Raw genomic sequence first — 21,667 nt, forward strand, 5'->3', positions numbered from 1 at the left:
TAGTCGACGCAATCGATAGTGCAAACGTTTGCACAAACGTTCTCATGCTGCGCGGACTCGCGATTTCCGGAGGTACCATGACTCGGCCCCAGACCCTGAGCACGCTGTTCGCGCTCGACTCCCTGCTCTCGGCGGACGAGATCGAGATCCGCGACACCGTCCGGAAATTCGCCACCACGCGACTGCGGCCGCAGGTGGCGCGGTGGTTCGACGAGGCCCGCATTCCCGTGCGTGAGCTGGCCGAGGAACTCGGCGAACTGGGTGTGCTCGGCATGCACCTCGACGGTTACGGATGCGCGGGCACCAGCGCGACCGCCTACGGCCTGGCCTGCCTCGAACTCGAGGCCGTCGATTCGGGCATTCGCAGCCTGGTCTCGGTGCAGGGATCACTGGCGATGTTCTCGATCCACCACTGGGGCAGCGAGGAACAGAAGCAGCAGTGGCTGCCGCGGATGGCCGCGGGCAAGGCGATCGGGTGTTTCGGGCTCACCGAACCCGATTTCGGGTCCAACCCGGGCGGCATGCGGACCCGTGCCAGGCGTGACGGCGGTGACTGGATCATCGACGGCACCAAGATGTGGATCACCAACGGCTCCGTCGCCGATGTCGCGGTGGTGTGGGCGCGGACCGACGAGGGCATCCGCGGTTTCGTCGTGCCCACCGACACTCCGGGATTCGCGGCGCCCGAGATCCACGGCAAACTGTCGCTGCGCGCCTCGGTGACCGCCGAACTCGTCCTCGACGGTGTCCGGCTGCCCGCCTCGGCGATGCTGCCCGAGGCCGAGGGTCTGCGCGGGCCGCTGGCCGCCCTCGGTGAAGCGCGCTTCGGCATCGTCTTCGGTGCCCTCGGTGCCGCCAGGGACTGCTTCGAGACCGCCGTGGACTACGCGCGCTCGCGCACCGTGTTCGACAAACCCCTCGCGGGCTATCAGCTCACGCAGGCCAAGCTGGCCGACATGGCGCTGGAACTGGGCAAGGGACACCTGCTGGCCTATCACCTCGGACGTCGCAAAGACCTCGGTGAGATCACGCCCGAGCAGATCAGCACCGGCAAGCTGAACAACGTGCGCGAGGCCATCGCCATCGCGCGCGAATGCCGAACCATCCTGGGCGCCAACGGCATCACCCTCGAATACCCGGTGCTGCGGCACGCGAACAACCTCGAATCGGTGCTCACCTACGAGGGCACGTCCGAGGTGCACCAGCTCACCATCGGCAAGGCGCTGACCGGGGAAGCGGCGTTCCGATGACCGGGGCGCTCGACGGACTGCTCATCGCGGACTTCGGCCGCGTCCTGGCGGGCCCGTACGCGACGATGCTGCTGGCCGACCTCGGCGCGGAGGTGGTCAAGATCGAACGCCCCGGCACCGGCGACGACACCCGCCGCTGGGGGCCGCCGTGGGGTGCGACCGACTCCACCTATTTCGAGAGCGTCAATCGCAACAAGCGTTCCGTCGCACTGGATCTCACCGATGCCGAGGGCCTGTCCGCCGCGCGACGCCTGGTCGCGCGCGCCGATGTCGTCGTGGAGAACATACTGCCCGGCGGCATGGACAAGCTCGGTCTCGGCTACGGCCAGGTGGTGGCGGCCAACCCGGACATCGTGTACTGCTCGATCACCGGCTTCGGCCCCGACAACGACCTGCCCGGCTACGACCTGCTGATCCAAGCGGTGGGTGGCTTGATGAGCGTGACCGGGCCGGATCCGGGGACGCCGACCAAGGTCGGGGTCGCCATGGTCGATGTCGTCACCGGATTGCACGCGGCCGTCGGCATTCTCGCCGCGCTCCGGCACCGTGACCGCACCGGCGAGGGGCAGCGGGTGGAGGTGAATCTGCTCTCCTCGCTGCTGTCGGCCTTGACCAATCAGAGCGCGGCCTACGTCGGCGCCGGTGTCGTCCCCCGGGCGATGGGCAACGCGCACCCGAGCATCGCTCCCTACGAGGTGTTCGACAGCAAGGATCAGCCGCTGGTGCTCGCGGTCGGCAACGACCGCCAGTTCACCCGCCTCGTCGAAGTGCTCGGCCTGCCCGCGCTGGCCACCGACAGCCGATTCGCCACCAACACCGCCAGGGTCGCCCACCGCGACGAACTGCGGACGATCCTCGAGACCGCACTGCGCACCGACACCGCCGAGGCGTGGTGCGCCGTGCTCACCGCCGCGAAGGTGCCCTGCGGCCCGGTCAACGACCTCGCGCAGGCGGTGACCCTGGCCGAAAGCCTGGGTCTCGCACCGACTGTCACGCTCGGCGATCCCCCGCAGCCGACCGTGGCCAACCCGATCGGCCTCAGCGCGACGCCGGCCACCTACCGCATCGCACCACCCCACCTGGGTCAGCACACCCTCGGTTGACGCTCGTGCACGGTGGCTGCCCGCTCCGGCAGGGCTGTCCGCTACCGGTACGGTGAATCGGTGTACGGGCTTTTCCGGGTTGGGTCGCGGAGACGGAGATCAGAAATGCCTACGATGACATGGCGCGTTATCGGTACATCGACGCTGATCGCGGGTGCGACGCTGTTGTCGGCGTTCGCGGCGGGCTCGGTGCGGGCGGAGCCGCAGGGCTGCACGCTGGATCGGCGGTGGGACGGTGCGTCCGCGCAGTGTGGTGGGGACGGCACCTACATCCTGGAAGTCGACTGTTTCGGCGTGAGTGTGTCCGGTGGGCAGCCGTTCGGGCCGTACTACAAGTCGGTCACCGGGCACACCGATCCGACGATGGACCCGATCTTCACGCACCCGCAACGCAATTGCATGAACCCGCTCACGCTGGGGCAGATCGGGATCGTGACCGATGCGCGCATCACGCTGGTGCCCACCCGGCCGGCCCCGTCGAACGCCTACGAATAGCGGCGGATGCGCGACCGTGCGTCGCACCCGCCGTGACCGTGCTCAGGCGGCGGCGAGGAGGGCGATGCCCGCGACGAGCAGCGCGATCGCCTTCACCACCTCCAGCGCGATATAGACGTAGTGGCCGTGGGAGCGGGGCGCGTCGAGTCCGGCCAGTACCGCGTCGCTGCGGCGGGTGAGCCGCGGGCGCACCGCGATGAGCTGGACGGCCAGGGCCAGCACCGCGATCGTCGCGGCGACGGTGGCGGCGCGGCCGGGCGGGCCGAGCACGAGGGTCACGACCACGAGCGCGGCCCAGCCGGTCTCCAGCACATTGAGGGCACGGAAGACGAGCCTGCCGATGCCGAGACCGATCGCGAGGGTGACGTTCGGCGCGCGGAATTTCAGCGGGGCTTCGAGGAACGAGATGGCCACAACCATGCCGAGCCAGACGAACACGACGGCGACGGTGACAGCCGATGCGGTACTCATCCCGTGATTGTCGCGTGATTGAGGAACCGGTGCCGGGGTAGAGCGGGGGTATGGCCGTCGTGCGCGGTCGTACCGATCGTTGCTGAGGAGGTGTGGACCATGGCTTCCATGGACCCTGATCCCACGCGCATTCCCGATCTGGAGCCGGGCGGCGGGGTGCCGCCGGGGTCGACGCCCCCGGAGTCGGGGCAGACTTCCGGCCTGTCCGCGCCCGAACCACGGACCCGGCGTCGATTTCCCCCGACCGGGATCGCCGCTGTCGCGGTGACGGCGGTGATCGTGGCGGTGTTCCTCGTCGTCGCGGTGGCGCTGTTGCTCACTCTGTAGCGCGTCGATCAGTCGGGATTCGGGGGCTCCGGTGCGGCGGCGGGGGTGCGCTTGCGGCGCGGCGTCGTCTGCTCGATGCGCGGATCCTCCACCACCGCATAGTGTTTCAGGTACTCGGAGAGGAAGGCCTGCACGGTCGCGGTGGCCGGGATGGCGAGCAGCGCGCCGACCGGGCCCAGCAGCGCCCCGCCGGCGAGGACCGCCAGCAGGGCGATGGCGGCGTTGACGTCAACGGTGCGCGCGGTGATCCGGGGCTGCAGCAGATAGTCCTGGAACCACTGGTAGACCACGGCGAACACGATGATCCACACCGCGTCCATCGGATCGACCGTCAGGGCGACGAACACCGGCACGATCGCGGCGATATAGGTGCCGACGGTCGGGATGAACGCGGAGATCACCCCGAACCAGACGCCGAGGGCGATCGGGTTCGGCAGGTGCAGGAGCGCGAGGAACCCCGCGTGCACGACCGCGGAGACGATCGCCAGCAGCACCCGCGAGAACAGGTAGCCGCCGGTCTTGTCGATGGCGAGGTCCCAGGCGTGCAGGAACGTCCGCTGACGGGCGGGTGGGAGCAGCGCGCACACGGTGCGGCGGACCCTGGGGCCACCGGCGGTGAGGTAGACGCTGAACAGGGCGATGGTCAGGACCTGCGCCAGGCCGCCGAGCACCGTCGTCGACACGCCCCAGACGTTGTCGGCGGCCGTGCGCGCGTAGTTCTCGAGCAGGTCGGACTCGCGCAGCAGTCGCTGACTCAGGTCGTGCGTCGTGAAGTGCTGGCCGAAGGTGCGATTGACCCGGTCGACGCCCTCGTTCAGCAGCCGCGGCGATTCATGGGCCAGGTTCGTGGCGGTCTCCACCAGGAGCGTCACCAGCGCGGCGAGGAAGGCCAGCACGCAGGCGAAGGTGGCCACGAACACGAGTCCGGTCGCGAGCCCGCGCGGGACACCCCGGCGCACGAGCGTCGCCACGGCGGGCTCCATCGCCAGCGAGATGAAGAAGGCGACGAACAGGATGATCAGGATGCCGGTGAGCTGGTGAAAGGCCCAGTCGGCGAACAGGAACAGCCCGAAGAACACCAGTGCCAGCACCATCGCGCGCGGTAGCCACGTCGGCATCCTGGGGCGCGGCTGCGGAACGCTGTCCTCGGAGTCGGTATCCACGGTTCTCAGTGTCGCCCCGGAACGGCCGGTTTCCCGGCACCCACGCGGCGGGGACCCTTCGCGGTGAAGGTTGCAGTTTCTGAAAAATTGCAGTTTGTGTTAATTTATTGACCGTGCCTCAGGAACCGGTCGCGCAGGCCGTGATCGGACTGCGCGAACAGAAGAAGCAACGGACCCTGCTCGATCTGTGCCTCGCCGCACGGCGATTGGCGGTCGAGCGCGGGCTGGACGCGACGAACATCGATGACATCGCCAAGGCGGCCGGCGTCTCCTCGCGCACGTTCTTCAATTACTACGACACCAAACTCGACGCGGTCGTCGGTCCGATCGGGCCGATCGGCACGCCCGAAGCGCGCCGGGAATTCATCGCGGGCGGCCCGACCGGCGTGCTCATCGAGGACCTCGCCTGGCTGCACGCCGCCGGTTTCCAGCCGGAAAACGATGTGCGCGAAGGTATCTCGCTCGTCACTGAGCTGGTGACGGCCGAGCCCCGGGTGCTCTCCGCGTTCATCGCCTCCGGCGCCAGGATGGAATCGGCCACCGCCGAACTCCTCTCGGCCAGGCTCGGGGCCGAGGTCGCCCCCGAGTTCGCCTCGCTCACCGCGGGAATCATGACCACCATCACCACGCGGGCGGCGATGTCGCTGGCCGCGGACCCGAACGGGTCGCTGGCCGCAGCGCTGCACGAGCACTGCGCCATGGCCGCCCGGCTGTTCGATCGGCCGGACGACAGCACAAGGGAGAAGCTCCGATGACCACGACGGCCGACTCGCCGCCCACCCCGATCGTCCTCACCCAGAAGCGGATCTGGCTGATCTTCTCCGCGCTGATCGCGGGCATGTTCCTGGCCAGCCTCGACCAGATGATCGTCGGCACCGCGATGCCGACCATCGTCGGCGAGCTCGGCGGCGTGTCGCACATGGCCTGGACCGCGACCTCCTACCTGCTCGCCACCACGATCGTGATGCCGATCTACGGAAAACTCGGCGACATGTTCGGCAGGCGGTGGCTCTTCCTGTTCGCGATCACCGTGTTCACCGCCGCCTCCGTCGGGGCCGCGGCGTCGACCGGCTTCTGGGAGTTCATCGCCTTCCGCGGGCTGCAGGGCGTCGGTGGCGGCGGTCTGATGATCCTGGCGCAGGCGATCATCGCCGACGTGGTGCCCGCCAAGGATCGCGGCAAGTACATGGCCCCGATGGGCGCGGTCTTCGGCATCACTTCGGTCGCCGGACCCCTGCTCGGCGGGCTGTTCGCCGATCACCTCGACTGGCGGTGGTGCTTCTGGATCAATGTGCCGATCGGCATCGCCGCGCTGTTCATCGCGTTCCGCTACCTGAGCATCCCCAGCCATCGGCCCAAGACCCGGCCCGACTATCTCGGCATCGTGCTCATGTCGAGCGCGACCACGTTGCTGATCCTGATCACCGACTGGGGTGGCAAGCAGTACGCGTGGGGCTCGACGACGATGCTGGCGATGATCGCCGCACTGGTCCTCGTGGTCGCCGCCTTCATCTACGTGGAGTCGCGGGCCGAGGAACCGATGCTGCCGCTGTGGCTGTTCCGCAACCGCACGTTCGTCCTCACCTCGGTGATCGGCTTCCTCGTCGGCCTGGTGATGTTCGCGGCGATCGGCTTCATCCCGACCTACCTGCAGATGGCGACGGGGACGTCCGCGTCGGTGTCGGGCCTGCTGCTGATCCCGATGATGATCGGCATGATGCTCACGCTGATCACCTCGATGAACGTCATCACCAAGACCGGCCGCTACCGGGTGTATCCACCGATCGGCGCCGCGCTCATCGGGATCGACATGCTGTGGCTGACCCGCCTGGACGCCAACACCTCGATGTGGCTGGTCTCGGCCATGCTGTTCGTCATGGGCGCGGGCCTGGGCCTGATCATGCAGATCATCGTGCTCGTGGTGCAGAACGCGGTGGCACCCGACCAGATCGGCACGGCGACCAGCGCGAACAACTACTTCCGGGAAATGGGCGGTGCGCTCGGCATCGCGATCTTCGGCTCCATCTTCACGGGCAGGCTGACCGACAACCTGACCGTCGCGTTCCAGGAGAACTGGCAGGAAGTGGCGGCCTCGGGACTGGACCCGAGCGCCCTGATCCCGTCGGTGGTCAAGAACCTGCCGGACACCCTGCACGACGCCATCGTCGGCGCCTACGTCGACGCGCTGGTCCCCGGCTTCTGGTACCTGATCCCCGGTGCGATCCTGGCTTTCGGTCTCGCGCTGTTCATCCCGCACCTGAAGCTGTCGGACGAGGCGGGTATGGTCGCCCGCGGCGAAGCGGTGATGGCCGACGAGGAGCCGGAGCTGGTCAAGGAGGGGTGATGCCGGGGAGTGTCCGGGCGGCGCGGGCCGTCATTCTGGTGATGGCCGCGATCGGCATGGTCGGCACCGTCGTGTTGATCGGCATCGGGCACCCCCGCGCGGCAGGCGCGAACGCCTACGGGTATCTGTTCTTCTGGGCGCTGGCGATCACCGCCTGTTTCTTCGGTCGGCGGCGGCGTGGAGTGCGTGTCACCGCGACCGTGTTCGCCGTGCTCGAAGGAGTCGTGGCACTCGGATCCGCCGCGTTCAGCAGCGGTGGTGGGCAAGCGGACGGCGAGGGTGGAATCGCCCTTGTGCGACTGTCACCGGGTCCCGTCGGCGTGGTCGCGGTGATCACCGTGATCGTGCTGCTCTACCAGCGATCGGCAGGTGAGTGGTTCACCGGAACCGCCGTGGCTCGGCGCCGTGTCACGGCCGGTGTGCTGATCCCGCTCGGGGTCATCGTCGCCCTCGCGCTCGGTCTCGGGGCCTGGCTGATCGTTCGCGGCGTCGTCGACGGCGACGACGAGCCCGCGGTCGGCGACTGTGTCACCACGGCGGACGAGGTGAAGATCAGCTACTCCGACGCGCGGCTGGTGAAGGTGGCCTGTTCGGACACGAACGCCCAGGCGAAGATCATCGCCCGGCTCGACGCCGGTGAGACGCTGACGTGCAGGGACTACGAGGATGGTGTCCGGCTCGACGAGTACGACGGCCTCGAGGGCGGCGTCATCCTCTGCCTGCGCCCGTTCAGCTGAGGGGCTAGGCCGTTTTGACGGTGACCATCGTGTCGGGGCTGGGGAAGTCGAGCACGCGCAGGCGGCCGGTGACCAGGTCGACCGTGTCGGCGACCACCCGGCCCGCGCGCCGGGCATCGCCGGCGAAGCTCGTGCTGACCACGCGGTAGCTGCGCTTGGTGGTGAGCACGATGTCGCCCGGACGCAGCGACCCGGCCGGGGTCGGCGGCTCGGTCGACTGCACCGGCTGCGCCGGTCTGCGGATGAGCTCGATCAATTTCAGCAATGTTGTCTCCACCCTGGTGAACGTCTGTCGAGACGTCCCGCTCGCCGGATTTCGCGAACGGTGTCGAGCACTTCTTTACCCAGCCGCGTCATGTTTCAACCCCTCGATGCGGGGCACACTGTGTCGCGGCGGCGCTGCGGATATCACTCCACGGTCCGATCACGTGTCATACCAAGGGATTACGAGCGACGAGATTTCCGCCGATAGCTTCGGGGAATGACGACATCTGCCCTGGTCCCCGACTCTTCCGCACGGCCGCCGCGGCGCGGCGCCGACGGCGACTACGCCCGGCTGCTGCGCCGCGTGTCCGACGCCGGGCTGATGCGCCGCCGTCCCGGCTACTACGCTGTCCGCCTCGGCCTGGTCGGCGCCGCGTTCGTGGGCGGCTGGGCGGCGTTCGTGCTGGTCGGCGACTCGTGGTGGACACTGCTGGTCGCGGCGTTCCTGGCCGTGGCCTTCGCCCAGGTGGCCCTGGTGATGCACGACGTCGCGCATCGCCAGGTCTTCCGGCTGCGCAAGCCGACGGAGCTGGTGGGCCGCGTCGTCGGCAACGCGGGCATCGGCCTCGGCTACGGCTGGTGGCAGGACAAGCACACCCGCCATCACGCCAACCCCAACCACGAGGACCTCGACCCCGATGTCGCGCCCGACGTGCTGGTCTGGTCACAGCGGCAGGCACGGTCCAGCCGTGGGTTGCCGCGCCTGATCGGGCGGGCGCAGGCCTTTTTGTTCTTCCCGCTCCTGCTGCTGGAGGGTCTCAATCTGCACGTGGCGGGTGTGCGAGCGCTGCGGAATCGCTCGGTCAAGCACCGCGGGTGGGAGGGTGCGTTGTTGCTCGGGCATTTCGCCCTCTACCTGACCGCGCTGTTCCTGGTGCTCCCCGTCGACAAGGCGCTGGTGTTCTTCGCTGTCCACCAGGGCCTGTTCGGCCTGTACATGGGGTGCATCTTCGCGCCCAACCACAAGGGCATGCCGACGCTGACCGGTGACGATCGCCCCGACTACCTGCGTCGCCAGGTGCTCACCTCCCGCAATGTGCGCGGCGGCGTGGTGACCGATCTCGCCCTGGGCGGGCTCAACTACCAGATCGAACACCATCTGTTCCCGAGCATGCCCACACCGCACCTGCGCCACGCGCAGCCGATCGTGCGCGAGTACTGCGCCGAGATCGGAGTGCCATATCACGAGACCGGCCTGGTCGCCTCGTACCGCGAGGCGCTGACGCACCTGCATCACGTCGGCGCCCCGCTGCGCGGCACCGGCGGCTGACCACGCCGTTTATGCCCTCGCGAAACCCGCTGGTACTGGGTAGGATCGGGCTCGAGCGCAGCTACCGACGGGGGAGCGGGCGCGGTGTTCGACAATGGGGGAGCGCACATGAAGTCGAGGCTGATCGCCGCTGCCGTGGCGGTGTTCGCGGGGGCCGCCGTGCTGGCCGGGTGTTCGAGCGATGCCGATGTGGTGTCGGAGAACCTGTCCAAGGAATCGGACCAGTTCAAGATCGACCGCCGGGTCGTGTTCTTCAACGGCATCACCGACAAGTATCTGCTGTCCATCGAGGGCAAGTGTTCGATCAAGGACGCGAACAACCAGCTCGAGGTGACCTGCAAGACCGGGGACGACGAGTACAAGAAGCACTTCCTCGGACTCTCGGACAATGTGAGCTATTTCGTCGAACAGCTCGAGGCCGTCGAGGTGAGCCGCTACCACTACAAGGTGATCTTCAAGCCCGAGGCCATCATTCCCGACGTCGACCGTCCCTGAGTTCGACGTCGGGAAAGCCGGCGGCGGCTCGCGGACGTCAGATCGTCGCCGCGGCCGTGCGCCCGGCCGCGCGGCCGGAGAAGATGCAGCCGCCGAGGAAGGTACCTTCCAGCGAGTTGTAGCCGTGGACGCCGCCGCCACCGAAGCCCGCCGCTTCACCGGCGGCGAACAGGCCGGGAATCGGCACGCCATCGGCGTCGAGGGCGCGCGAGCCCAGATCGGTCTGGATGCCGCCGAGCGACTTGCGCGTCAGCACATGGAGTTTGACGCCGATCAAGGGTCCGGCGGCGGGGTCGAGGATGCGGTGCGGCGCGGTGGTGCGCATGAGGCGGTCACCGAGGTAGCGGCGCGAGTTGTGGATCCCCTGGATCTGCGCGTCCTTGCTGTACGGGTTGTCCACCTGGAGGTCGCGCGCGCGGATCTGTTCACGGATACCCGCGGGGCTGAGCAGCGGTTGCTCGGTGAGACCGTTCATCTTCGCCACGAGGTCGTCGAGGGTGTCGGCGACGACGAAGTCCGCGCCGTTGGCCTTGAACGCCTCGACGGGGGCGGGCGCGTGCTTGCCGAACAGCCGGTCCTTGACGAGCGCCTTGCGATTGCGGTCGGTGATGTCGGGATTCTGTTCGGAGCCGGACAGCGCGAATTCCTTGGCGACGATGCGCTGGGTGGTGATGAACCAGGAGTGGTCGTACGGCACGAGTTCCGGTGTGGTGCGCAGGTATCGGAGCGTGCCGAGCGTGTCGTAGCCGGGCAGATACGGTGCGGGCAGCCGGCGGCCCAGCGCGTCGAACCACAGCGAGGACGGGCCGGGCAGGATACGGATGGCATGGCTCGGCCAGACGGGATTCCAGTTCTGGATGCCCTCGGTGTAGTGCCACATGCGGTCGCGATTGACCAGGCGGACGCCTGCGTCGGCGGCGATGTCGAGCATGCGGCCGTCGACGTGGGCGGGCACGCCGGTGATCATCCGGGTCGGGGGAGTGCCCATGCTCGCGGGCCAGTGGCGGCGGACCAGCTCGTGGTTGCCGCCGATCCCGCCCGTGGCCAGCACGACCGCCGACGCCGAAAGGATGAACTCGCCGACGACCTCCCTGGTGGAGGGCGCGCCGCGCGCGCCGTCGTCCTCGGCCAGGACGGCACCGCGGATGCCGGTGACGGCGCCGTTGGTGAAGAGCAGTTCGTCGACCCGGTGACGGTGCCGGAAGGTGACCGACCCGCTGTCGGCGGCCCGCAATGCCGACTCGGCGAACGGGGCGACGACACCGGTTCCGGTCCCCCAGGCGATGTGGAAGCGCGGTACCGAGTTGCCGTGGCCCCCCGCGGTCAGGTCACCGCGCTCGGCCCACCCGACCGAGGGCAAGAAGCTGATGCCGAGATCGGTGAGGTAGGACCGTTTCTCGCCGGCGGCGAATTCGACGTAGGCTCGCGCCCACCGCTGGGCCCAGCTGTCCTCGTCGGCGAGGCGGTCGAATCCGGCGCTGCCCGACCAGTCGTTCCAGGCCAGCTCCACCGAGTCGTGCACGCCGAGCCGGCGCTGCTCCGGGCTGTCGACGAGGAACAGCCCGCCGAACGACCAGAACGCCTGTCCGCCGAGGTTCGCGGAGTTCTCCTGATCGACCACGATCACGCGCTTGCCCGCACGGGTGAGTTCGTGGGTCGCGACGAGTCCGGCCAGGCCGGTGCCGACCACGATCACATCGGCGTCCATCCGCCACCTGCTTCCTGCTCGGCAGCGCGACGCTGCGAATCCTTATCGGATACGTTAGCGCATCGAATACGTTGATGTATCGAATGAGGCGGACCGGTGCTGCCACCAGTCCGCGATGCGGTCGACCACCGGGCCGGGCGACCGAACCCACTGGATGTGATCGTTGCTCGCGCCGGGCGGGACCGCCGACCGCTCGTAGTCCCACCTGGTGACGGCGTCGGGCGCGAAGAGCCGTCGGGCGAAGGCGTCGATGCCGCGACGCGGCGCGAGCGTGTCGCCGCCGAGCGCGATGACCAGAGACGGAGCGTCGATGACGGGCTGGGTGGGGAACGGTGGCGTGTTCGTCAAGACCATCCGAGCCCATTCACGCATCATGGTGCGCGCCCCCGGCGCGCCGAAGGCGGGCTTGGGGAGGTAGCCGAACGCGGTGGTCAGGGCGGGGACGAGGGCGGCCGCTGCCGCGACGGGTAGTCCGCCGTACGGAAAGTGCCGAAAGTGGGGGAGTGATCCGCCGACGGTGACCAGCCCGTCGGCGCGCGCGGCGGTCAGCTGGCACCCGACCGCCAGCTGGGCGCCGAGGCTGTGGCCGAGAACGACCACCGGCCGGCCGGGATCCTCGGCACGCGCCTCGGTGACCGCCGTGGCGATGGTGGCGATCTCGTCGCCGTAGGACCAGTTCACGGCCCGTGAAGCCGAGGGCTCGCCCGGTTCGAACCCGCGCCGGGGCAACACCCGCGCGGTCCATCCACCGGCCTCGAACGCCCGGGTGAGCGGTGCGTAGAACCGGGAGCCGATCGCCATCGCGGGGGAGATCAGCACGATCGGTGCGCCCCCGATGTCGTCGCGATCCGTGCCGGGCGCACCCGTTTCGCTGTCTGTTGCCACGACTCTCCTTCGATACCGATCCACGAGGCTTCGGAGCTCAGACTAATGTAAGCAGCGGAAACATGCGTGGGCGAGGTCGGTGGCGGGGTGCTGCGTGCGATGCGTCATCTGCGGGTGTGCGCGGGCAGGTCGAGGATCGCCACGACCGTGGCCCGGACGCGGTCCTCGAGCCCGTCCGGCTCGTTCGCGTCGAATTTTCCGTGCAGGTACAGAAACGCGAGTCCGTGCACCATCGACCACAGCGCGGTGGCGAGGGCCTCCTCGTCGGCACCCGGAAAGGCTGTCCGCACAATGGATCTGACGTATTCGTGAATCGCGGTGGTGGCCGCGAGTCGTTCCGGGTCGGACGGGTCGCACGGCTCCGCGAACATGGTGCGGAAGAGTCCGGGGCGGTTCAGTGCGAACCGGATGTAGGCGATGGCGACCGCCGTGAAGTCCTCGGCCGTCGTCGGTGCGGCGCAGGCCGCGGTGAGGTCGGCGGCGAGCTCGCGATAGCCGACGGCCGCCACGGCCGACAACAGGGCGTCCTTGTCCGTGAAATGCCGGTAGGGCGCCGCCGTCGACACACCGGCACGGCGGGCCGCGGCGCGCAGGGACAACTCCGTGGCGCCGTCCTCCTCGAGCAGTTCGATGGCCGCGCGGACCAGCGCGGTGGGGAGGTCACCGTGATGGTAGGGCGCGCTCGTCGTTGCCATCCCCTCAATCTAGCAATTGTTGGCACTGCTTACTTGCGCGTCGCGGTGACCTCCGACACGCACTGCCATCAGCGTTGTTTCCGGCGCGGCCCGCGCCGATCAGTCGCCGGTTCCCGCGAACGCCGTCGCGATCGCCGCCGCCACGGCCACCACCACGCCGAGGAGCACTGTGGCGGCGCCCGCGGTGCTGAGCTCGGCCCAGGTGAGCAGCAGCATTCCGACGCCGGCCACGGTGAGGGCGGAATCCGCGAGGACTGCCAGTGTGCCGATCGAGGCGCGGCCGATGATCGGGCGTGGCTTGCTCGTCGTCGCTACGCCGAGCAGCAGGAATGCCACGCCGAGGGTCGCGACGGCGACCCGCGCCGAGCCGGTCGACGACCCGGCGATGCCCGCGAACAGCAGTGCCGCGCCCACCGCGCTCTGCCCGGCGCCTACGGCACGCAGCGTCCAGAGTGCGGCAGCGTCGCGGGTCGGGAAGTCCCCGGTCGCGGCCGGGGCCGAGACCGGGGGAGTCGTCGCGGACAGTGTTGTTGTCGACATGGTGCCCATCCCTTCAAAAATTGCATCGCCACGCAGAATTACTACCTACTGCAAAAATACTCGATCGGCGCAGGCGGGCAACGGGATCAGGGCGTGAACGCACTCACATCCGATCAGTGCAGCGCTTCGCGCAGGGTGTCCTGGGCCAGCTTGACGGCTGCCGACGCGGCACGGGTCGAGCGCATCGAGTTGATCATCATGAAGTCGTGGATGATCCCGCCGAAGCGCACCTGCGTGACGGGAACGCCCGCGGCCCGCAGCTTGGCCGCGTACGCCTCACCCTCGTCGCGCAGGACGTCGGCTTCGGCGGTGATCACCAAGGCGGGCGGCAGGCCGCGCAGTTGGTCGATCGAGGCGCGCAGTGGTGCGGCGTAGATCTCGGCGCGCTGCTCGTCGTTCTCGGTGTACTGGTCCCAGAACCACTTCATGCCGTCACGGGCGAGGAAATAGTGCTCGGCGAACTGGTGGTAGGACGCGGTGTCGAAATCGGCGTCGGTGACCGGATAGAGCAGCACCTGCTTGCTGATCCGCACGTCACCGCGTTCCTTGGCCATGAGGGCGAACACCGCGGACATGTTGCCGCCCACCGAGTCGCCCACCACGGCGAAACGAGAAGCGTCCAAGCCCTTTTCGGCTCCGTGCGCGACGACCCATTGCGCGGCCGCGTAGTTCTGCTCGATCGCGGTCGGATATTTCGCCTCCGGCGACAAGCTGTATTCGGGGAACACCGCCGCCGCGCCGGCGCCGACGGCGAGTTCGCGCACGAGACGGTCGTGGGTGTGCGCGTTGCCGAAGACCCAGCCGGCGCCGTGGATGTAGAACACCACCGGCAGCGGTCCGTTCGCTCCCGCGGGCTTGACGATGCGGACCGGCACCGTGCCTGTCGGGCCGCCCTCCACGGTGATCCATTCCTCGTCGACGGCGGGCATCTCGACGGCGCCGGACTGCACCTCGTCGACGGCTTTGCGGCCCTCCGCCGGTGGGAGCTGGTACAGGAACGGCGGTGTGTCGGTCGCCTGGCAGAATTCGGCAGCCTCGGGTTCGAGCACGGGCTTCTCATCGGTCATCGCGGTCTCCTTCGGATATGTCGAGCTGAGATCGGCCGGCCGTCAGGCGGGCCCTTCTGTCGTGACAATCGAGACGCAGGAGCCAGGTTAACCATTTGATGTAAACACTGTCAGCACTTGGGATCGAATCGCTGCGGTGAATGTTCTGGCTGTGCGGGACGAGGTAAATATGCGCCGCAAGGCAAACGCTGGGTCGGTGGTAATCTGCGGCGATGACGGTCGGCGGCCTGCGGGAGCGCAGTAAAGCGAAGCGCCGGGTGGCGATCCAGACCGCCGCCTATCGGCTGTTCGCCGAGCGGGGCTTCGACGCCACGAGCATTGCCGAGATCGCCGAACTCGCCGAGGTCTCGCCGCGCACGGTCACCCTGTACTTCCCGACCAAGCTGGAACTCGCGCTGGCGCACTTCACCGCGCAGGTCGACGAGCTGGCTGACACGTTGCAGACCCGGCCCGACGGGCAGGGCATCCTCGACACGGTGGAGCGGTGGCTGCGGGACCGGGAGGTCACGCGGGACGGTTTCGACGAGCTGTACAACCGCATGCTGCACGCCAATCCGCAGCTGGAAGGCCTGTGTCGCGGCCGCCTCACCGACGTGATCCACGAGGGTGCGCGGCTGCTCGCCGAGGAGCAGGGCTGGGACCCCGACGACCTCGCCCCGCGCATGCTCGCGGCCACGGTCGCCAGTGTGATCAGCGAGCTCACCCACCGGTCCGAGCCGGGGGATCTGGACAGGGCCATGGCCTTCATCCGGGCCGCGGCCGCCACACTGCGACCGGCCTGACCCGGACCGTCCCTGCTCGGCTCAGGTGGCCTGTGCCGTGCCCCCGAGCCTTTCGGTCAGGTGGACGGTGACCTCGTCGCCGTCGGTCTTGCCGAGGCGGCGCCGGATCGCGGCGGCGACGGGAAGCTTGTGGGTGCCGTCGCCGAGGGCCATGAACGACGAGGTGAACGGCACCCCGTCGACGGTTCCCTTCACCTTGACCAGGCCCCTGGTGCCGAAGATCCGTGCCGAGTCGGGCAGTTGCACGCACGTCCACGTGTCGCCCGCCCGTACCTTGCCGAGGACGGCGGTGAAGGTGATGTCGATCGGTCCCGGGGTGGTGGCCATGAGAACTCCTGTCGGGGTGGGGGATTCAGGCGAACAGGCCGACGACGGCCCCGCTGACGACCAGCTTGAGCACCCAGTCGGTCATGTGTACCAGCGCGGTCGGAATCGGCACGTTCTCGTGGACGACGGCGCCGGCGAGAATGGTCACCGGGATGATCGCCAGGATGATGCCGAGTAGCGTCCCGGCGCCGAGGCCCTCTCGATCGGCGAGGGTGAGCAGGATGGCCGGCACCGCCGCCGCGAACAGGCCGCGTAGCAGCACGAACAGCATCTGCGTCGGCATGCCGATCCCGGGGCGCGGAGTGCTGGTTCGCGCCACCAGAGCGGCGACCGGGGGAGTCGCGTACAGCACCGCGCTGAGAATGAACGAGACGACCGCCGCGACGACGACACCTGCAACAATCATGGCCAGCTCCTTGAGTACGAGTCAGTATTTAATTTAGGGAGGCGACTGAGTACTGTCAAGTACTAAAGTGGTGGGCATGAGTGCTGCAGGAAGTCGTCGCGGCAGGCCGCCCGGCAAGACCGGCGCCGAATTACTGGCGGTGGCGCGGGAGGTGTTCCTGGAACGCGGGTTCGCGGGATCGACGATGGACGAGGTCGCCGCGCGGGCCGGGATCTCGAAAACCTCGCTGTATCGCGAACATCCGTCGAAGGCCGGCTTGTTCGCCGCGGTCGTCGAGCAGTGGGCGAGCGCCGGACGCGACGCCCTGCGCCCCGCCCTCGCCGGTCTCGCGGCAGCCGAGGACGCGCGCGCGGGCCTGCTCGCGTGGGCGCGGATCGTGCGCGCCGGCGTCCTGTCCCCGACGGTGATGGAGATGCGGCGCCTGGTCACGGCGGAGGCGGCCCGGCAGCCCGAGGTCGGAGCGACGTACCTGCACAAGAGCTGGTTCAGGAACATCGGCGACCTCGCGGACGCACTCGCGGCGCTCGACGCCCGCGGCCTGTTGCGCGTCCCCGACGCGGCGATCGCCGCCGAACAGCTCACCTGGCTGGTCATCGGCGCGCCGCTGAACGCCCGGATGCTCGACGCCACCGCCGCCGTCCCGGACGCGCCGGACGCCGCGATCGACACCTTCCTCGCGGCCTTCGGTCCGCGGTGACGATGCCGACCGAAGCCGTGTTCGACCGCCGCGCGACCTGGCCCGCGCCGCGTCGGCGGCGGCGACGGCTCCGCCGCGCAGCGCTAATGCGGTTGGCGCAGTAGCGCTTCGACGGCGCGTTCGGCGCTCTGGACGGCGCTTTCCATCGTCGCCGACCAGCCGGTGCGGGTCCAGTCGCCCGCCAGCATGAGGTTCGGGACCGAGGTGCGCTGGTCGGGGCGCAGGCTGTCGGTGCCGAGGACCTGGGAGAAGGTCGCCTTCGGCATCTTCACCACGTGGCCCGCCACCACCGTGGCTTCGGCGGCTTCCGGGTAGTAGCGGCGCAGCAGCTCCATCTGCTCGGTGACGATCTCCTCGTTGCTCCGATGGATCTGCTCGTAGGCGCCGCTGGTGGTCAGGCAGTACAGCCAGGTGCCGTCGGGGGTGCGGCCGTGCATGCGTTGCCGGTCGAAGACCTCGTCGATGACGCCGGTGCCGCCGATCAGCGCCTCCATGGCCGACTTGGTCCGCAGCGGCCGGTCCAGGTAGAGGTTCGTGCTCACGATCGGGGTGACACCGAGTTTGTCGGCGGCGGCGTAGATCTCGGGGTGCTCCGGCAGGTCGTCGAGAAGACCGCCGATATTGGTGTTGGGCACCGCGCAGATCACCGCGTCGGCCGCGAGCACCGTGCCGTCGGCCAGCTGCACGCCGGTGGCCTTGCCGTCGGTGACGATGATCTTGCGGGCGACCGCGCGGAAGCGCACGTCGACCCCGTGACGTTCGAAGACCCGCTCCGCCCCGTGGACGTAGAGGGTGTCGAGATCCACGGTGGGATATCCGATGGTGACGGCCGCGCGATCCCGCACGCCGATCCGGATGCCGGTGGCCAGCACGTCGGCGAACACCTTCGCCGACTCCCGGTCGACCGGCTCCGCCGCGATCCCGAGCGCGAGCCAATCCCACAGCGCCTCACGCGCTTTCGCCGGCATGCCGACCCGCTGGAACCACTGGTCGGTGGTGAGGTCGGCGAGATCCTTCGGCTGCCACAGCGCCTGCCGGACCAGCAGCAGCGTGGCCCGCAGCGCGCGCAGCCGTTCCAGCGCGCTCGCGTCCGGGTGCGCGCCGAGCAAGGTGCGTAGCGCGCGGAAACCCTTGGTGTGCAACATGACCGCACGCCCACCGGGCCAGCGGAGACTTCCCGCTCCGGGGAACTCCACGTACCGGCGGGTGCCGACGCTGTCCAGATACCGCCACAGGCTCCGGTAGCCGCTGGCCACGACATGCTGGCCGTTGTCCGGGATGTCGTTCACCTCGGGGACCCGCATCGCGTGCGTCCGACCGCCGAGCCGGGCGCGCCGCTCGAGCAGGGTCACCTGCTCGCCCGCCTCCGCCAGCCACACCGCGGCGGCCAAGCCCGCCAGGCCGCCCCCGATCACGACGAATCTCCGTGTATCGCTTGCCTCCACCACCATTGAGGCAATGTAAATCAAACTCTCTCTTTCTATCGAGGAACTGTCCGATCGGTCCCTCCCGGCAGATTTTCCGGATTCTTGTATGGACAGATGTCTGGACATGGCAGATTCGGGGGTGAGAGCGTGTCGCCGAAATCGGGGAGTCGAGCATGACGGCCGGACTGGAGATCATCGCCGCGGTATCGACCGGGGCCGACGCACCGCTGACCGTGCGGCGGCTGACGCTGCGCGCGCCGCGCCCGGACGAGGTGCTCGTGCGCGTACTCGCCTGCGGCATCTGCCACACCGACCTGACCGCCAGGGCCGCCGTGCCCGCGACCATGCCCATCGTACTCGGGCACGAGGGCGCGGGCGTGGTGGTGGCCGTAGGTGCCGAGGTGCACGGCGTCGGGGTCGGTGACCGGGTGCTGCTGACCTACCAGAGCTGCGGAGCCTGTCCGGAGTGCGTCCGTGGTCTGCCCGGATATTGCGCGCAGTGGGCGGTGCGCAACGCCGGACGGTTCGGCGTCGATTCGCCGCTGACCGACGCGACCGGGCCGGTGGTCGGGGCGTTCTTCGGGCAGTCGAGCTTCGCCTCCCATGTCCTGGCGACGCCACGCAACCTCGTGGTCGTCGATCCCGAGCTGGATCCGGTGCAGATCGCGGCGTTCGGTTGTGCGGTGCAGACCGGGGCCGGGGTGGTCGCCGAGGTGCTCGCCCCGGCGGAATCGTCGGTGCTGGCGATATTCGGTGTCGGCGCGGTCGGGATGTCGGCGCTCATGGCGGCCCGGGCGCTCGGGGTCGGCACTGTCGTCGCCGTCGACCTGTCGCCGGAACGTCGCGCCCTCGCCACCGAGCTGGGTGCCGACCTCACTCTCGACGGCGGGGCCGACGACGTCGCCGCGCGGATCGCGGCGCTGCCCGGTGGCGGCGCCACCCACGCGCTCGACACCACCGGTGCCGCGCCGGTGCTCGCGACGGCCCTCCGGTCACTGACCGCCCGTGGGGTGCTGGCGCTGGTCGGGCTCGGATCCTCGCCCGTGCCCATCGACGTCGCCGGGCTCATCGGCTGGGGGCAGACGCTGCGCGGCAGCATCGAGGGCGATGTGGACCCCCAGGTGTTCCTGCCCCGGCTGATCGGGTGGTACCGCCGGGGATTGCTGCCGATGGACAAGCTCGTGCGGGCCTATCCGGTGGAGCGGATCAATGACGCCGTGGCCGATATGGCCGCGGGAAAGGTGGTCAAGGCGGTGGTGACCTTCCCCTGACTTCGGCCCGGGGAAGGTGGTCGGGTGCGTAAGTGAGCCGGTCGGGGGTATGCGCTGCGTACTTCTGTTGTCGATGATGGGAGGCGTCATGGACGTCGACGAGAAAGTCTCGACCGGACACGGCGGACGGCTGCGGATGCCGCGCAGCCGGGGCGCGGTCGGTGGGCTCGCGGTGCTCCTGCTCGGTCTGTGGGGCGCGCTGATTCCGTTCGTCGGTCCGTACTTCGATTTCGCGTACACCCCCGACGAGCCGTGGGTCTGGTCGACGGCCCGTGGCTGGCTGCAGGTGCTGCCGGGTGTGGTGGCGATCGTCGGTGGGCTGCTCATGCTGATGAGCCGCAACCGGCTGGTCGCGAGTTTCGGTGGCTGGCTCGGCGTCGCCGCCGGCGCGTGGTTCGTCATCGGGCCGTTCCTCGCCGCGCTGCTGCGCCTCGGCGATCTCGGCGAACCCGTCGCCACCTCGGACCTGAAGCGGGCACTGCTCCAGCTCACGTTCTTCTACGGACTCGGCGCGCTCATCCTGTTCTTCGCGGCGACGTCGCTGGGACGGTTGTCGGTCCGCAGCGCTCGCGACATCGCCTTCGCCGAACAGGCCCGGGTCCGCGACCGTGGCACCGTGGTCGAGGAAACGGTGGCGACCGGCGACGATCGCTCCGTCACCCGTCGCATGCCACCGACCGGCGTCCGGCACCGTCCGGTCTGAGGGAACTCGGCGGGACGCTGCGGCGGCGACGCGAAGGGCTGGTCGCTCAGGGTCGGCTACAGCCGCGAGGTCCACTCCGTGGGCTCGAGCCCTTCGGTCCGGCGTAGCGTCTCCGCCGCGGCCTCCAGGCGCAGCAACGACTGGGGGGACAGGCCGGCGGCGCGGGCGCACAGGGCGCGCAGCGGGGTGTCGTGGAGCTGGACGACGAGGTGGGTGTCGAACACGGTCGCGTCGTCGGGGAGGTCGGAGCCGGGGGCATCGAGCTGGTGCGCGCGGGGGTGTGGGTGCGGGTTCTGCATGGGACGCTCCTGTGCGGGCCTCGTGCCTCAGCCGCACTGCGTGCCGGCGAAGGTGATCGGGTGGGTACCTCGCCGATTCCCGGTTCGGCCGACGCCAAACAGCGCGCTCCGCATGGTTTCACGAGTCCCGTCCATTCCGACAGACAGTAAAACCAGGGTATTTCACATTATCGGGCCTGGGCTAGGGTCGGCGCACTACCCTTCACAGGAGTTCGACATGAATCGTCTCTTCATCAAAACCCTTGCCGCCATGGCTCTTTCCACCGCGCTGGTGGGTGCGGCACTAGGTACCGCGCAGGGTGCTCCCGTCGCGCCGATCGAGGACTCCGGCTCCGGAGACTCCGGTTCCTCGCTGAAACCGCTGATCACCTTCCCGCTCGGCGCGCTCTACATCCTGCTCTGCGACGCGGAGCCGAACGGTCCGGTCTGCGCGCTGATCTACGAGATCGGCAGCGGCAGCAGCGAATCGGATCCGGCATGAGCGCGGGCACGCGGCGCCGCCTCGTCACCGCTGTCGCGGTAGTGGGCCTCGCGGCCGGAATCGGTTCGGCCCCGGCGCAGGCCGGCCCGATCACCGTGCTCCCGGTCGCCGACTCCGACACCGGGTCGGCGTCGGGCTCCGCGCTGGTGGCCTGGCCGCTCGGCTTCCTGATGTTCGCCGCCTGCTTCGCCGACGGTGACAGCCCGGTGCACAATCCGCTCTGCCAGGCCGTCCTCGACCTGACCTCCGGCAGCACCTGATCCCCGGATCCGAACAGCGTGGCGCCGAGGGCACCGGGTGGCTCTCGGCGCGCGTGGGAGACGATCGTGCGCGCGTCGACCGAGTGGGTGACGTTTCGGTCCGAGGGGGCGGGTGCGGGCGGGGGTGGGGGTTTTGGTGCAGAATGCGAAGGTGAAAGTAGACCTGGAACGAGATGCGGGGTGCTGGCCGCTGTGAGATC

27 protein-coding genes are annotated in these 21,667 nt (G+C 69.1%); 15 read left to right on the forward strand and 12 right to left on the reverse strand.

The window, feature by feature from the left end; translation table 11 throughout:
• Positions 1-77 precede the first annotated feature (77 nt).
• The 3 genes from QH270_RS24895 to QH270_RS24905 all read left to right on the forward strand — a co-directional run bounded on the left by QH270_RS24895 (position 78) and on the right by QH270_RS24905 (position 2,848).
• Complete coding sequence (locus QH270_RS24895) at positions 78-1,250, forward strand: acyl-CoA dehydrogenase family protein (protein WP_280346511.1); 1,173 nt, start codon at positions 78-80, stop codon at positions 1,248-1,250.
• Positions 1,247-2,353, forward strand: a complete 1,107-nt coding sequence (locus QH270_RS24900) for a CaiB/BaiF CoA transferase family protein (protein WP_280346512.1) — start codon at positions 1,247-1,249, stop codon at positions 2,351-2,353. The genes QH270_RS24895 and QH270_RS24900 overlap by 4 nt, the downstream gene beginning before the upstream one ends.
• A gap of 114 nt (positions 2,354-2,467) precedes the next feature.
• Positions 2,468-2,848, forward strand: a complete 381-nt coding sequence (locus QH270_RS24905; protein ID WP_280346513.1) for a hypothetical protein — start codon at positions 2,468-2,470, stop codon at positions 2,846-2,848.
• Positions 2,849-2,890: 42 nt separating this feature from the next.
• Here QH270_RS24905 and QH270_RS24910 read toward each other — a convergent pair whose 3' ends face one another.
• Positions 2,891-3,319 carry a hypothetical protein gene (locus tag QH270_RS24910; protein ID WP_280346514.1) on the reverse strand — a complete coding sequence of 143 codons (429 nt, stop codon included), beginning with the start codon at positions 3,317-3,319 and terminating at the stop codon, positions 2,891-2,893.
• A gap of 99 nt (positions 3,320-3,418) precedes the next feature.
• Here QH270_RS24910 and QH270_RS24915 point away from each other — a divergent pair, with 99 nt between their 5' ends.
• Entirely contained in the window at positions 3,419-3,646 is a 228-nt protein-coding gene (locus QH270_RS24915) for a DUF6480 family protein (RefSeq protein ID WP_280346515.1), read from the forward strand.
• Positions 3,647-3,654: 8 nt separating this feature from the next.
• Here QH270_RS24915 and QH270_RS24920 read toward each other — a convergent pair whose 3' ends face one another.
• Positions 3,655-4,809: an AI-2E family transporter gene (locus QH270_RS24920; protein WP_280346516.1), complete on the reverse strand. Its 1,155-nt coding sequence runs from the start codon at positions 4,807-4,809 to the stop codon at positions 3,655-3,657.
• A gap of 113 nt (positions 4,810-4,922) precedes the next feature.
• Between QH270_RS24920 and QH270_RS24925 the strand changes: the two genes are divergently transcribed.
• The 3 genes from QH270_RS24925 to QH270_RS24935 are packed head-to-tail and all read left to right on the forward strand — an operon-like array spanning position 4,923 to position 7,890.
• Entirely contained in the window at positions 4,923-5,564 is a 642-nt protein-coding gene (locus QH270_RS24925) for a TetR/AcrR family transcriptional regulator (protein ID WP_280346517.1), read from the forward strand.
• A complete protein-coding gene (locus QH270_RS24930) occupies positions 5,561-7,153 on the forward strand; it encodes an MDR family MFS transporter (protein ID WP_280346518.1) in 1,593 nt (530 codons plus the stop codon). Before QH270_RS24925 ends, QH270_RS24930 begins: the two co-directional genes overlap by 4 nt.
• Entirely contained in the window at positions 7,153-7,890 is a 738-nt protein-coding gene (locus QH270_RS24935; protein WP_280346519.1) for an LppU/SCO3897 family protein, read from the forward strand. Before QH270_RS24930 ends, QH270_RS24935 begins: the two co-directional genes overlap by 1 nt.
• A 4-nt stretch (positions 7,891-7,894) precedes the next feature.
• Here the strand turns inward: QH270_RS24935 and QH270_RS24940 are convergent, their stop codons facing one another.
• Positions 7,895-8,167 carry a hypothetical protein gene (locus QH270_RS24940; RefSeq protein ID WP_280346520.1) on the reverse strand — a complete coding sequence of 91 codons (273 nt, stop codon included), beginning with the start codon at positions 8,165-8,167 and terminating at the stop codon, positions 7,895-7,897.
• A 204-nt stretch (positions 8,168-8,371) separates the two neighbouring features.
• On the opposite strand from QH270_RS24940, the gene QH270_RS24945 reads away from it, so the two are divergent.
• Complete coding sequence (locus QH270_RS24945; protein WP_280346521.1) at positions 8,372-9,424, forward strand: fatty acid desaturase family protein; 1,053 nt, start codon at positions 8,372-8,374, stop codon at positions 9,422-9,424.
• 108 nt (positions 9,425-9,532) lie between these two features.
• Entirely contained in the window at positions 9,533-9,919 is a 387-nt protein-coding gene (locus QH270_RS24950) for a hypothetical protein (protein ID WP_280346522.1), read from the forward strand.
• Between the two features lie 37 nt (positions 9,920-9,956).
• On the opposite strand, the gene QH270_RS24955 is transcribed toward QH270_RS24950, so the two are convergent.
• The 5 genes from QH270_RS24955 to QH270_RS24975 form a co-directional block, all read right to left on the reverse strand.
• Positions 9,957-11,627: an FAD-binding dehydrogenase gene (locus QH270_RS24955; protein ID WP_280346523.1), complete on the reverse strand. Its 1,671-nt coding sequence runs from the start codon at positions 11,625-11,627 to the stop codon at positions 9,957-9,959.
• A 54-nt stretch (positions 11,628-11,681) separates the two neighbouring features.
• Positions 11,682-12,512 carry an alpha/beta fold hydrolase gene (locus QH270_RS24960; RefSeq protein ID WP_280346524.1) on the reverse strand — a complete coding sequence of 277 codons (831 nt, stop codon included), beginning with the start codon at positions 12,510-12,512 and terminating at the stop codon, positions 11,682-11,684.
• Positions 12,513-12,616: 104 nt separating this feature from the next.
• Positions 12,617-13,207 carry a TetR/AcrR family transcriptional regulator gene (locus QH270_RS24965; protein ID WP_280346525.1) on the reverse strand — a complete coding sequence of 197 codons (591 nt, stop codon included), beginning with the start codon at positions 13,205-13,207 and terminating at the stop codon, positions 12,617-12,619.
• 99 nt (positions 13,208-13,306) lie between these two features.
• Positions 13,307-13,747, reverse strand: coding sequence for a hypothetical protein (locus tag QH270_RS24970; protein ID WP_280346526.1), 441 nt, complete (start codon positions 13,745-13,747; stop codon positions 13,307-13,309).
• 113 nt (positions 13,748-13,860) lie between these two features.
• On the reverse strand, positions 13,861-14,814 hold the full coding sequence (locus QH270_RS24975; RefSeq protein WP_280346527.1) for an alpha/beta hydrolase: 954 nt from the start codon (positions 14,812-14,814) through the stop codon (positions 13,861-13,863).
• Between the two features lie 212 nt (positions 14,815-15,026).
• Here QH270_RS24975 and QH270_RS24980 point away from each other — a divergent pair, with 212 nt between their 5' ends.
• Positions 15,027-15,596, forward strand: a complete 570-nt coding sequence (locus tag QH270_RS24980) for a TetR/AcrR family transcriptional regulator (protein WP_280346528.1) — start codon at positions 15,027-15,029, stop codon at positions 15,594-15,596.
• A 21-nt stretch (positions 15,597-15,617) separates the two neighbouring features.
• Here QH270_RS24980 and QH270_RS24985 read toward each other — a convergent pair whose 3' ends face one another.
• Together QH270_RS24985 and QH270_RS24990 are read right to left on the reverse strand one after the other, a co-directional pair.
• Positions 15,618-15,923, reverse strand: coding sequence for a DUF1905 domain-containing protein (locus QH270_RS24985; RefSeq protein ID WP_280346529.1), 306 nt, complete (start codon positions 15,921-15,923; stop codon positions 15,618-15,620).
• A 25-nt stretch (positions 15,924-15,948) separates the two neighbouring features.
• Positions 15,949-16,329 carry a DUF1761 domain-containing protein gene (locus QH270_RS24990; protein WP_280346530.1) on the reverse strand — a complete coding sequence of 127 codons (381 nt, stop codon included), beginning with the start codon at positions 16,327-16,329 and terminating at the stop codon, positions 15,949-15,951.
• Between the two features lie 76 nt (positions 16,330-16,405).
• Between QH270_RS24990 and QH270_RS24995 the strand changes: the two genes are divergently transcribed.
• Positions 16,406-17,026 carry a TetR/AcrR family transcriptional regulator gene (locus QH270_RS24995; protein WP_280346531.1) on the forward strand — a complete coding sequence of 207 codons (621 nt, stop codon included), beginning with the start codon at positions 16,406-16,408 and terminating at the stop codon, positions 17,024-17,026.
• An 83-nt stretch (positions 17,027-17,109) separates the two neighbouring features.
• Here the strand turns inward: QH270_RS24995 and hpnE are convergent, their stop codons facing one another.
• The gene (gene hpnE, locus QH270_RS25000) at positions 17,110-18,477 is read right to left on the reverse strand and encodes a hydroxysqualene dehydroxylase HpnE (protein ID WP_280346532.1); all 1,368 of its coding nucleotides are present in this window, start codon (positions 18,475-18,477) and stop codon (positions 17,110-17,112) included.
• Positions 18,478-18,638: 161 nt separating this feature from the next.
• Here hpnE and QH270_RS25005 point away from each other — a divergent pair, with 161 nt between their 5' ends.
• On the forward strand, positions 18,639-19,724 hold the full coding sequence (locus tag QH270_RS25005) for an NAD(P)-dependent alcohol dehydrogenase (RefSeq protein ID WP_348537688.1): 1,086 nt from the start codon (positions 18,639-18,641) through the stop codon (positions 19,722-19,724).
• Positions 19,725-19,812: 88 nt separating this feature from the next.
• Complete coding sequence (locus QH270_RS25010) at positions 19,813-20,427, forward strand: hypothetical protein (protein WP_280346534.1); 615 nt, start codon at positions 19,813-19,815, stop codon at positions 20,425-20,427.
• A 56-nt stretch (positions 20,428-20,483) separates the two neighbouring features.
• Here QH270_RS25010 and QH270_RS25015 read toward each other — a convergent pair whose 3' ends face one another.
• Entirely contained in the window at positions 20,484-20,726 is a 243-nt protein-coding gene (locus QH270_RS25015) for a hypothetical protein (protein ID WP_280346535.1), read from the reverse strand.
• 217 nt (positions 20,727-20,943) lie between these two features.
• On the opposite strand from QH270_RS25015, the gene QH270_RS25020 reads away from it, so the two are divergent.
• Positions 20,944-21,207 carry a hypothetical protein gene (locus QH270_RS25020; RefSeq protein WP_280346536.1) on the forward strand — a complete coding sequence of 88 codons (264 nt, stop codon included), beginning with the start codon at positions 20,944-20,946 and terminating at the stop codon, positions 21,205-21,207.
• Positions 21,204-21,467 (forward strand): twin-arginine translocation signal domain-containing protein, encoded by a 264-nt coding sequence (locus tag QH270_RS25025; RefSeq protein ID WP_280346537.1) that lies wholly within the window; start codon positions 21,204-21,206, stop codon positions 21,465-21,467. The genes QH270_RS25020 and QH270_RS25025 overlap by 4 nt, the downstream gene beginning before the upstream one ends.
• Positions 21,468-21,667 lie beyond the last annotated feature (200 nt).

It is taken from the genome of Nocardia neocaledoniensis (assembly GCF_029868625.1).
In the GTDB taxonomy this organism is placed as follows: Bacteria; Actinomycetota; Actinomycetes; order Mycobacteriales; family Mycobacteriaceae; genus Nocardia; species Nocardia neocaledoniensis_A.

Bases quoted from the DNA above. Each gene is read 5' to 3' on its own strand.
- QH270_RS24895 (WP_280346511.1), top strand. From the start codon at position 78: ATGACTCGGCCCCAGACCCTGAGCACGCTGTTCGCGCTCGACTCCCTG.
- QH270_RS24900 (WP_280346512.1), top strand. From the start codon at position 1,247: ATGACCGGGGCGCTCGACGGACTGCTCATCGCGGACTTCGGCCGCGTC.
- QH270_RS24905 (WP_280346513.1), top strand. From the start codon at position 2,468: ATGACATGGCGCGTTATCGGTACATCGACGCTGATCGCGGGTGCGACG.
- QH270_RS24910 (WP_280346514.1), bottom strand. From the start codon at position 3,319: ATGAGTACCGCATCGGCTGTCACCGTCGCCGTCGTGTTCGTCTGGCTC.
- QH270_RS24915 (WP_280346515.1), top strand. From the start codon at position 3,419: ATGGCTTCCATGGACCCTGATCCCACGCGCATTCCCGATCTGGAGCCG.
- QH270_RS24930 (WP_280346518.1), top strand. From the start codon at position 5,561: ATGACCACGACGGCCGACTCGCCGCCCACCCCGATCGTCCTCACCCAG.
- QH270_RS24935 (WP_280346519.1), top strand. From the start codon at position 7,153: ATGCCGGGGAGTGTCCGGGCGGCGCGGGCCGTCATTCTGGTGATGGCC.
- QH270_RS24945 (WP_280346521.1), top strand. From the start codon at position 8,372: ATGACGACATCTGCCCTGGTCCCCGACTCTTCCGCACGGCCGCCGCGG.
- QH270_RS24950 (WP_280346522.1), top strand. From the start codon at position 9,533: ATGAAGTCGAGGCTGATCGCCGCTGCCGTGGCGGTGTTCGCGGGGGCC.
- QH270_RS24955 (WP_280346523.1), bottom strand. From the start codon at position 11,627: ATGGACGCCGATGTGATCGTGGTCGGCACCGGCCTGGCCGGACTCGTC.
- QH270_RS24965 (WP_280346525.1), bottom strand. From the start codon at position 13,207: ATGGCAACGACGAGCGCGCCCTACCATCACGGTGACCTCCCCACCGCG.
- QH270_RS24970 (WP_280346526.1), bottom strand. From the start codon at position 13,747: ATGTCGACAACAACACTGTCCGCGACGACTCCCCCGGTCTCGGCCCCG.
- QH270_RS24975 (WP_280346527.1), bottom strand. From the start codon at position 14,814: ATGACCGATGAGAAGCCCGTGCTCGAACCCGAGGCTGCCGAATTCTGC.
- QH270_RS24980 (WP_280346528.1), top strand. From the start codon at position 15,027: ATGACGGTCGGCGGCCTGCGGGAGCGCAGTAAAGCGAAGCGCCGGGTG.
- QH270_RS24985 (WP_280346529.1), bottom strand. From the start codon at position 15,923: ATGGCCACCACCCCGGGACCGATCGACATCACCTTCACCGCCGTCCTC.
- QH270_RS24990 (WP_280346530.1), bottom strand. From the start codon at position 16,329: ATGATTGTTGCAGGTGTCGTCGTCGCGGCGGTCGTCTCGTTCATTCTC.
- QH270_RS24995 (WP_280346531.1), top strand. From the start codon at position 16,406: ATGAGTGCTGCAGGAAGTCGTCGCGGCAGGCCGCCCGGCAAGACCGGC.
- hpnE (WP_280346532.1), bottom strand. From the start codon at position 18,477: ATGGTGGTGGAGGCAAGCGATACACGGAGATTCGTCGTGATCGGGGGC.
- QH270_RS25010 (WP_280346534.1), top strand. From the start codon at position 19,813: ATGGACGTCGACGAGAAAGTCTCGACCGGACACGGCGGACGGCTGCGG.
- QH270_RS25015 (WP_280346535.1), bottom strand. From the start codon at position 20,726: ATGCAGAACCCGCACCCACACCCCCGCGCGCACCAGCTCGATGCCCCC.
- QH270_RS25020 (WP_280346536.1), top strand. From the start codon at position 20,944: ATGAATCGTCTCTTCATCAAAACCCTTGCCGCCATGGCTCTTTCCACC.
- QH270_RS25025 (WP_280346537.1), top strand. From the start codon at position 21,204: ATGAGCGCGGGCACGCGGCGCCGCCTCGTCACCGCTGTCGCGGTAGTG.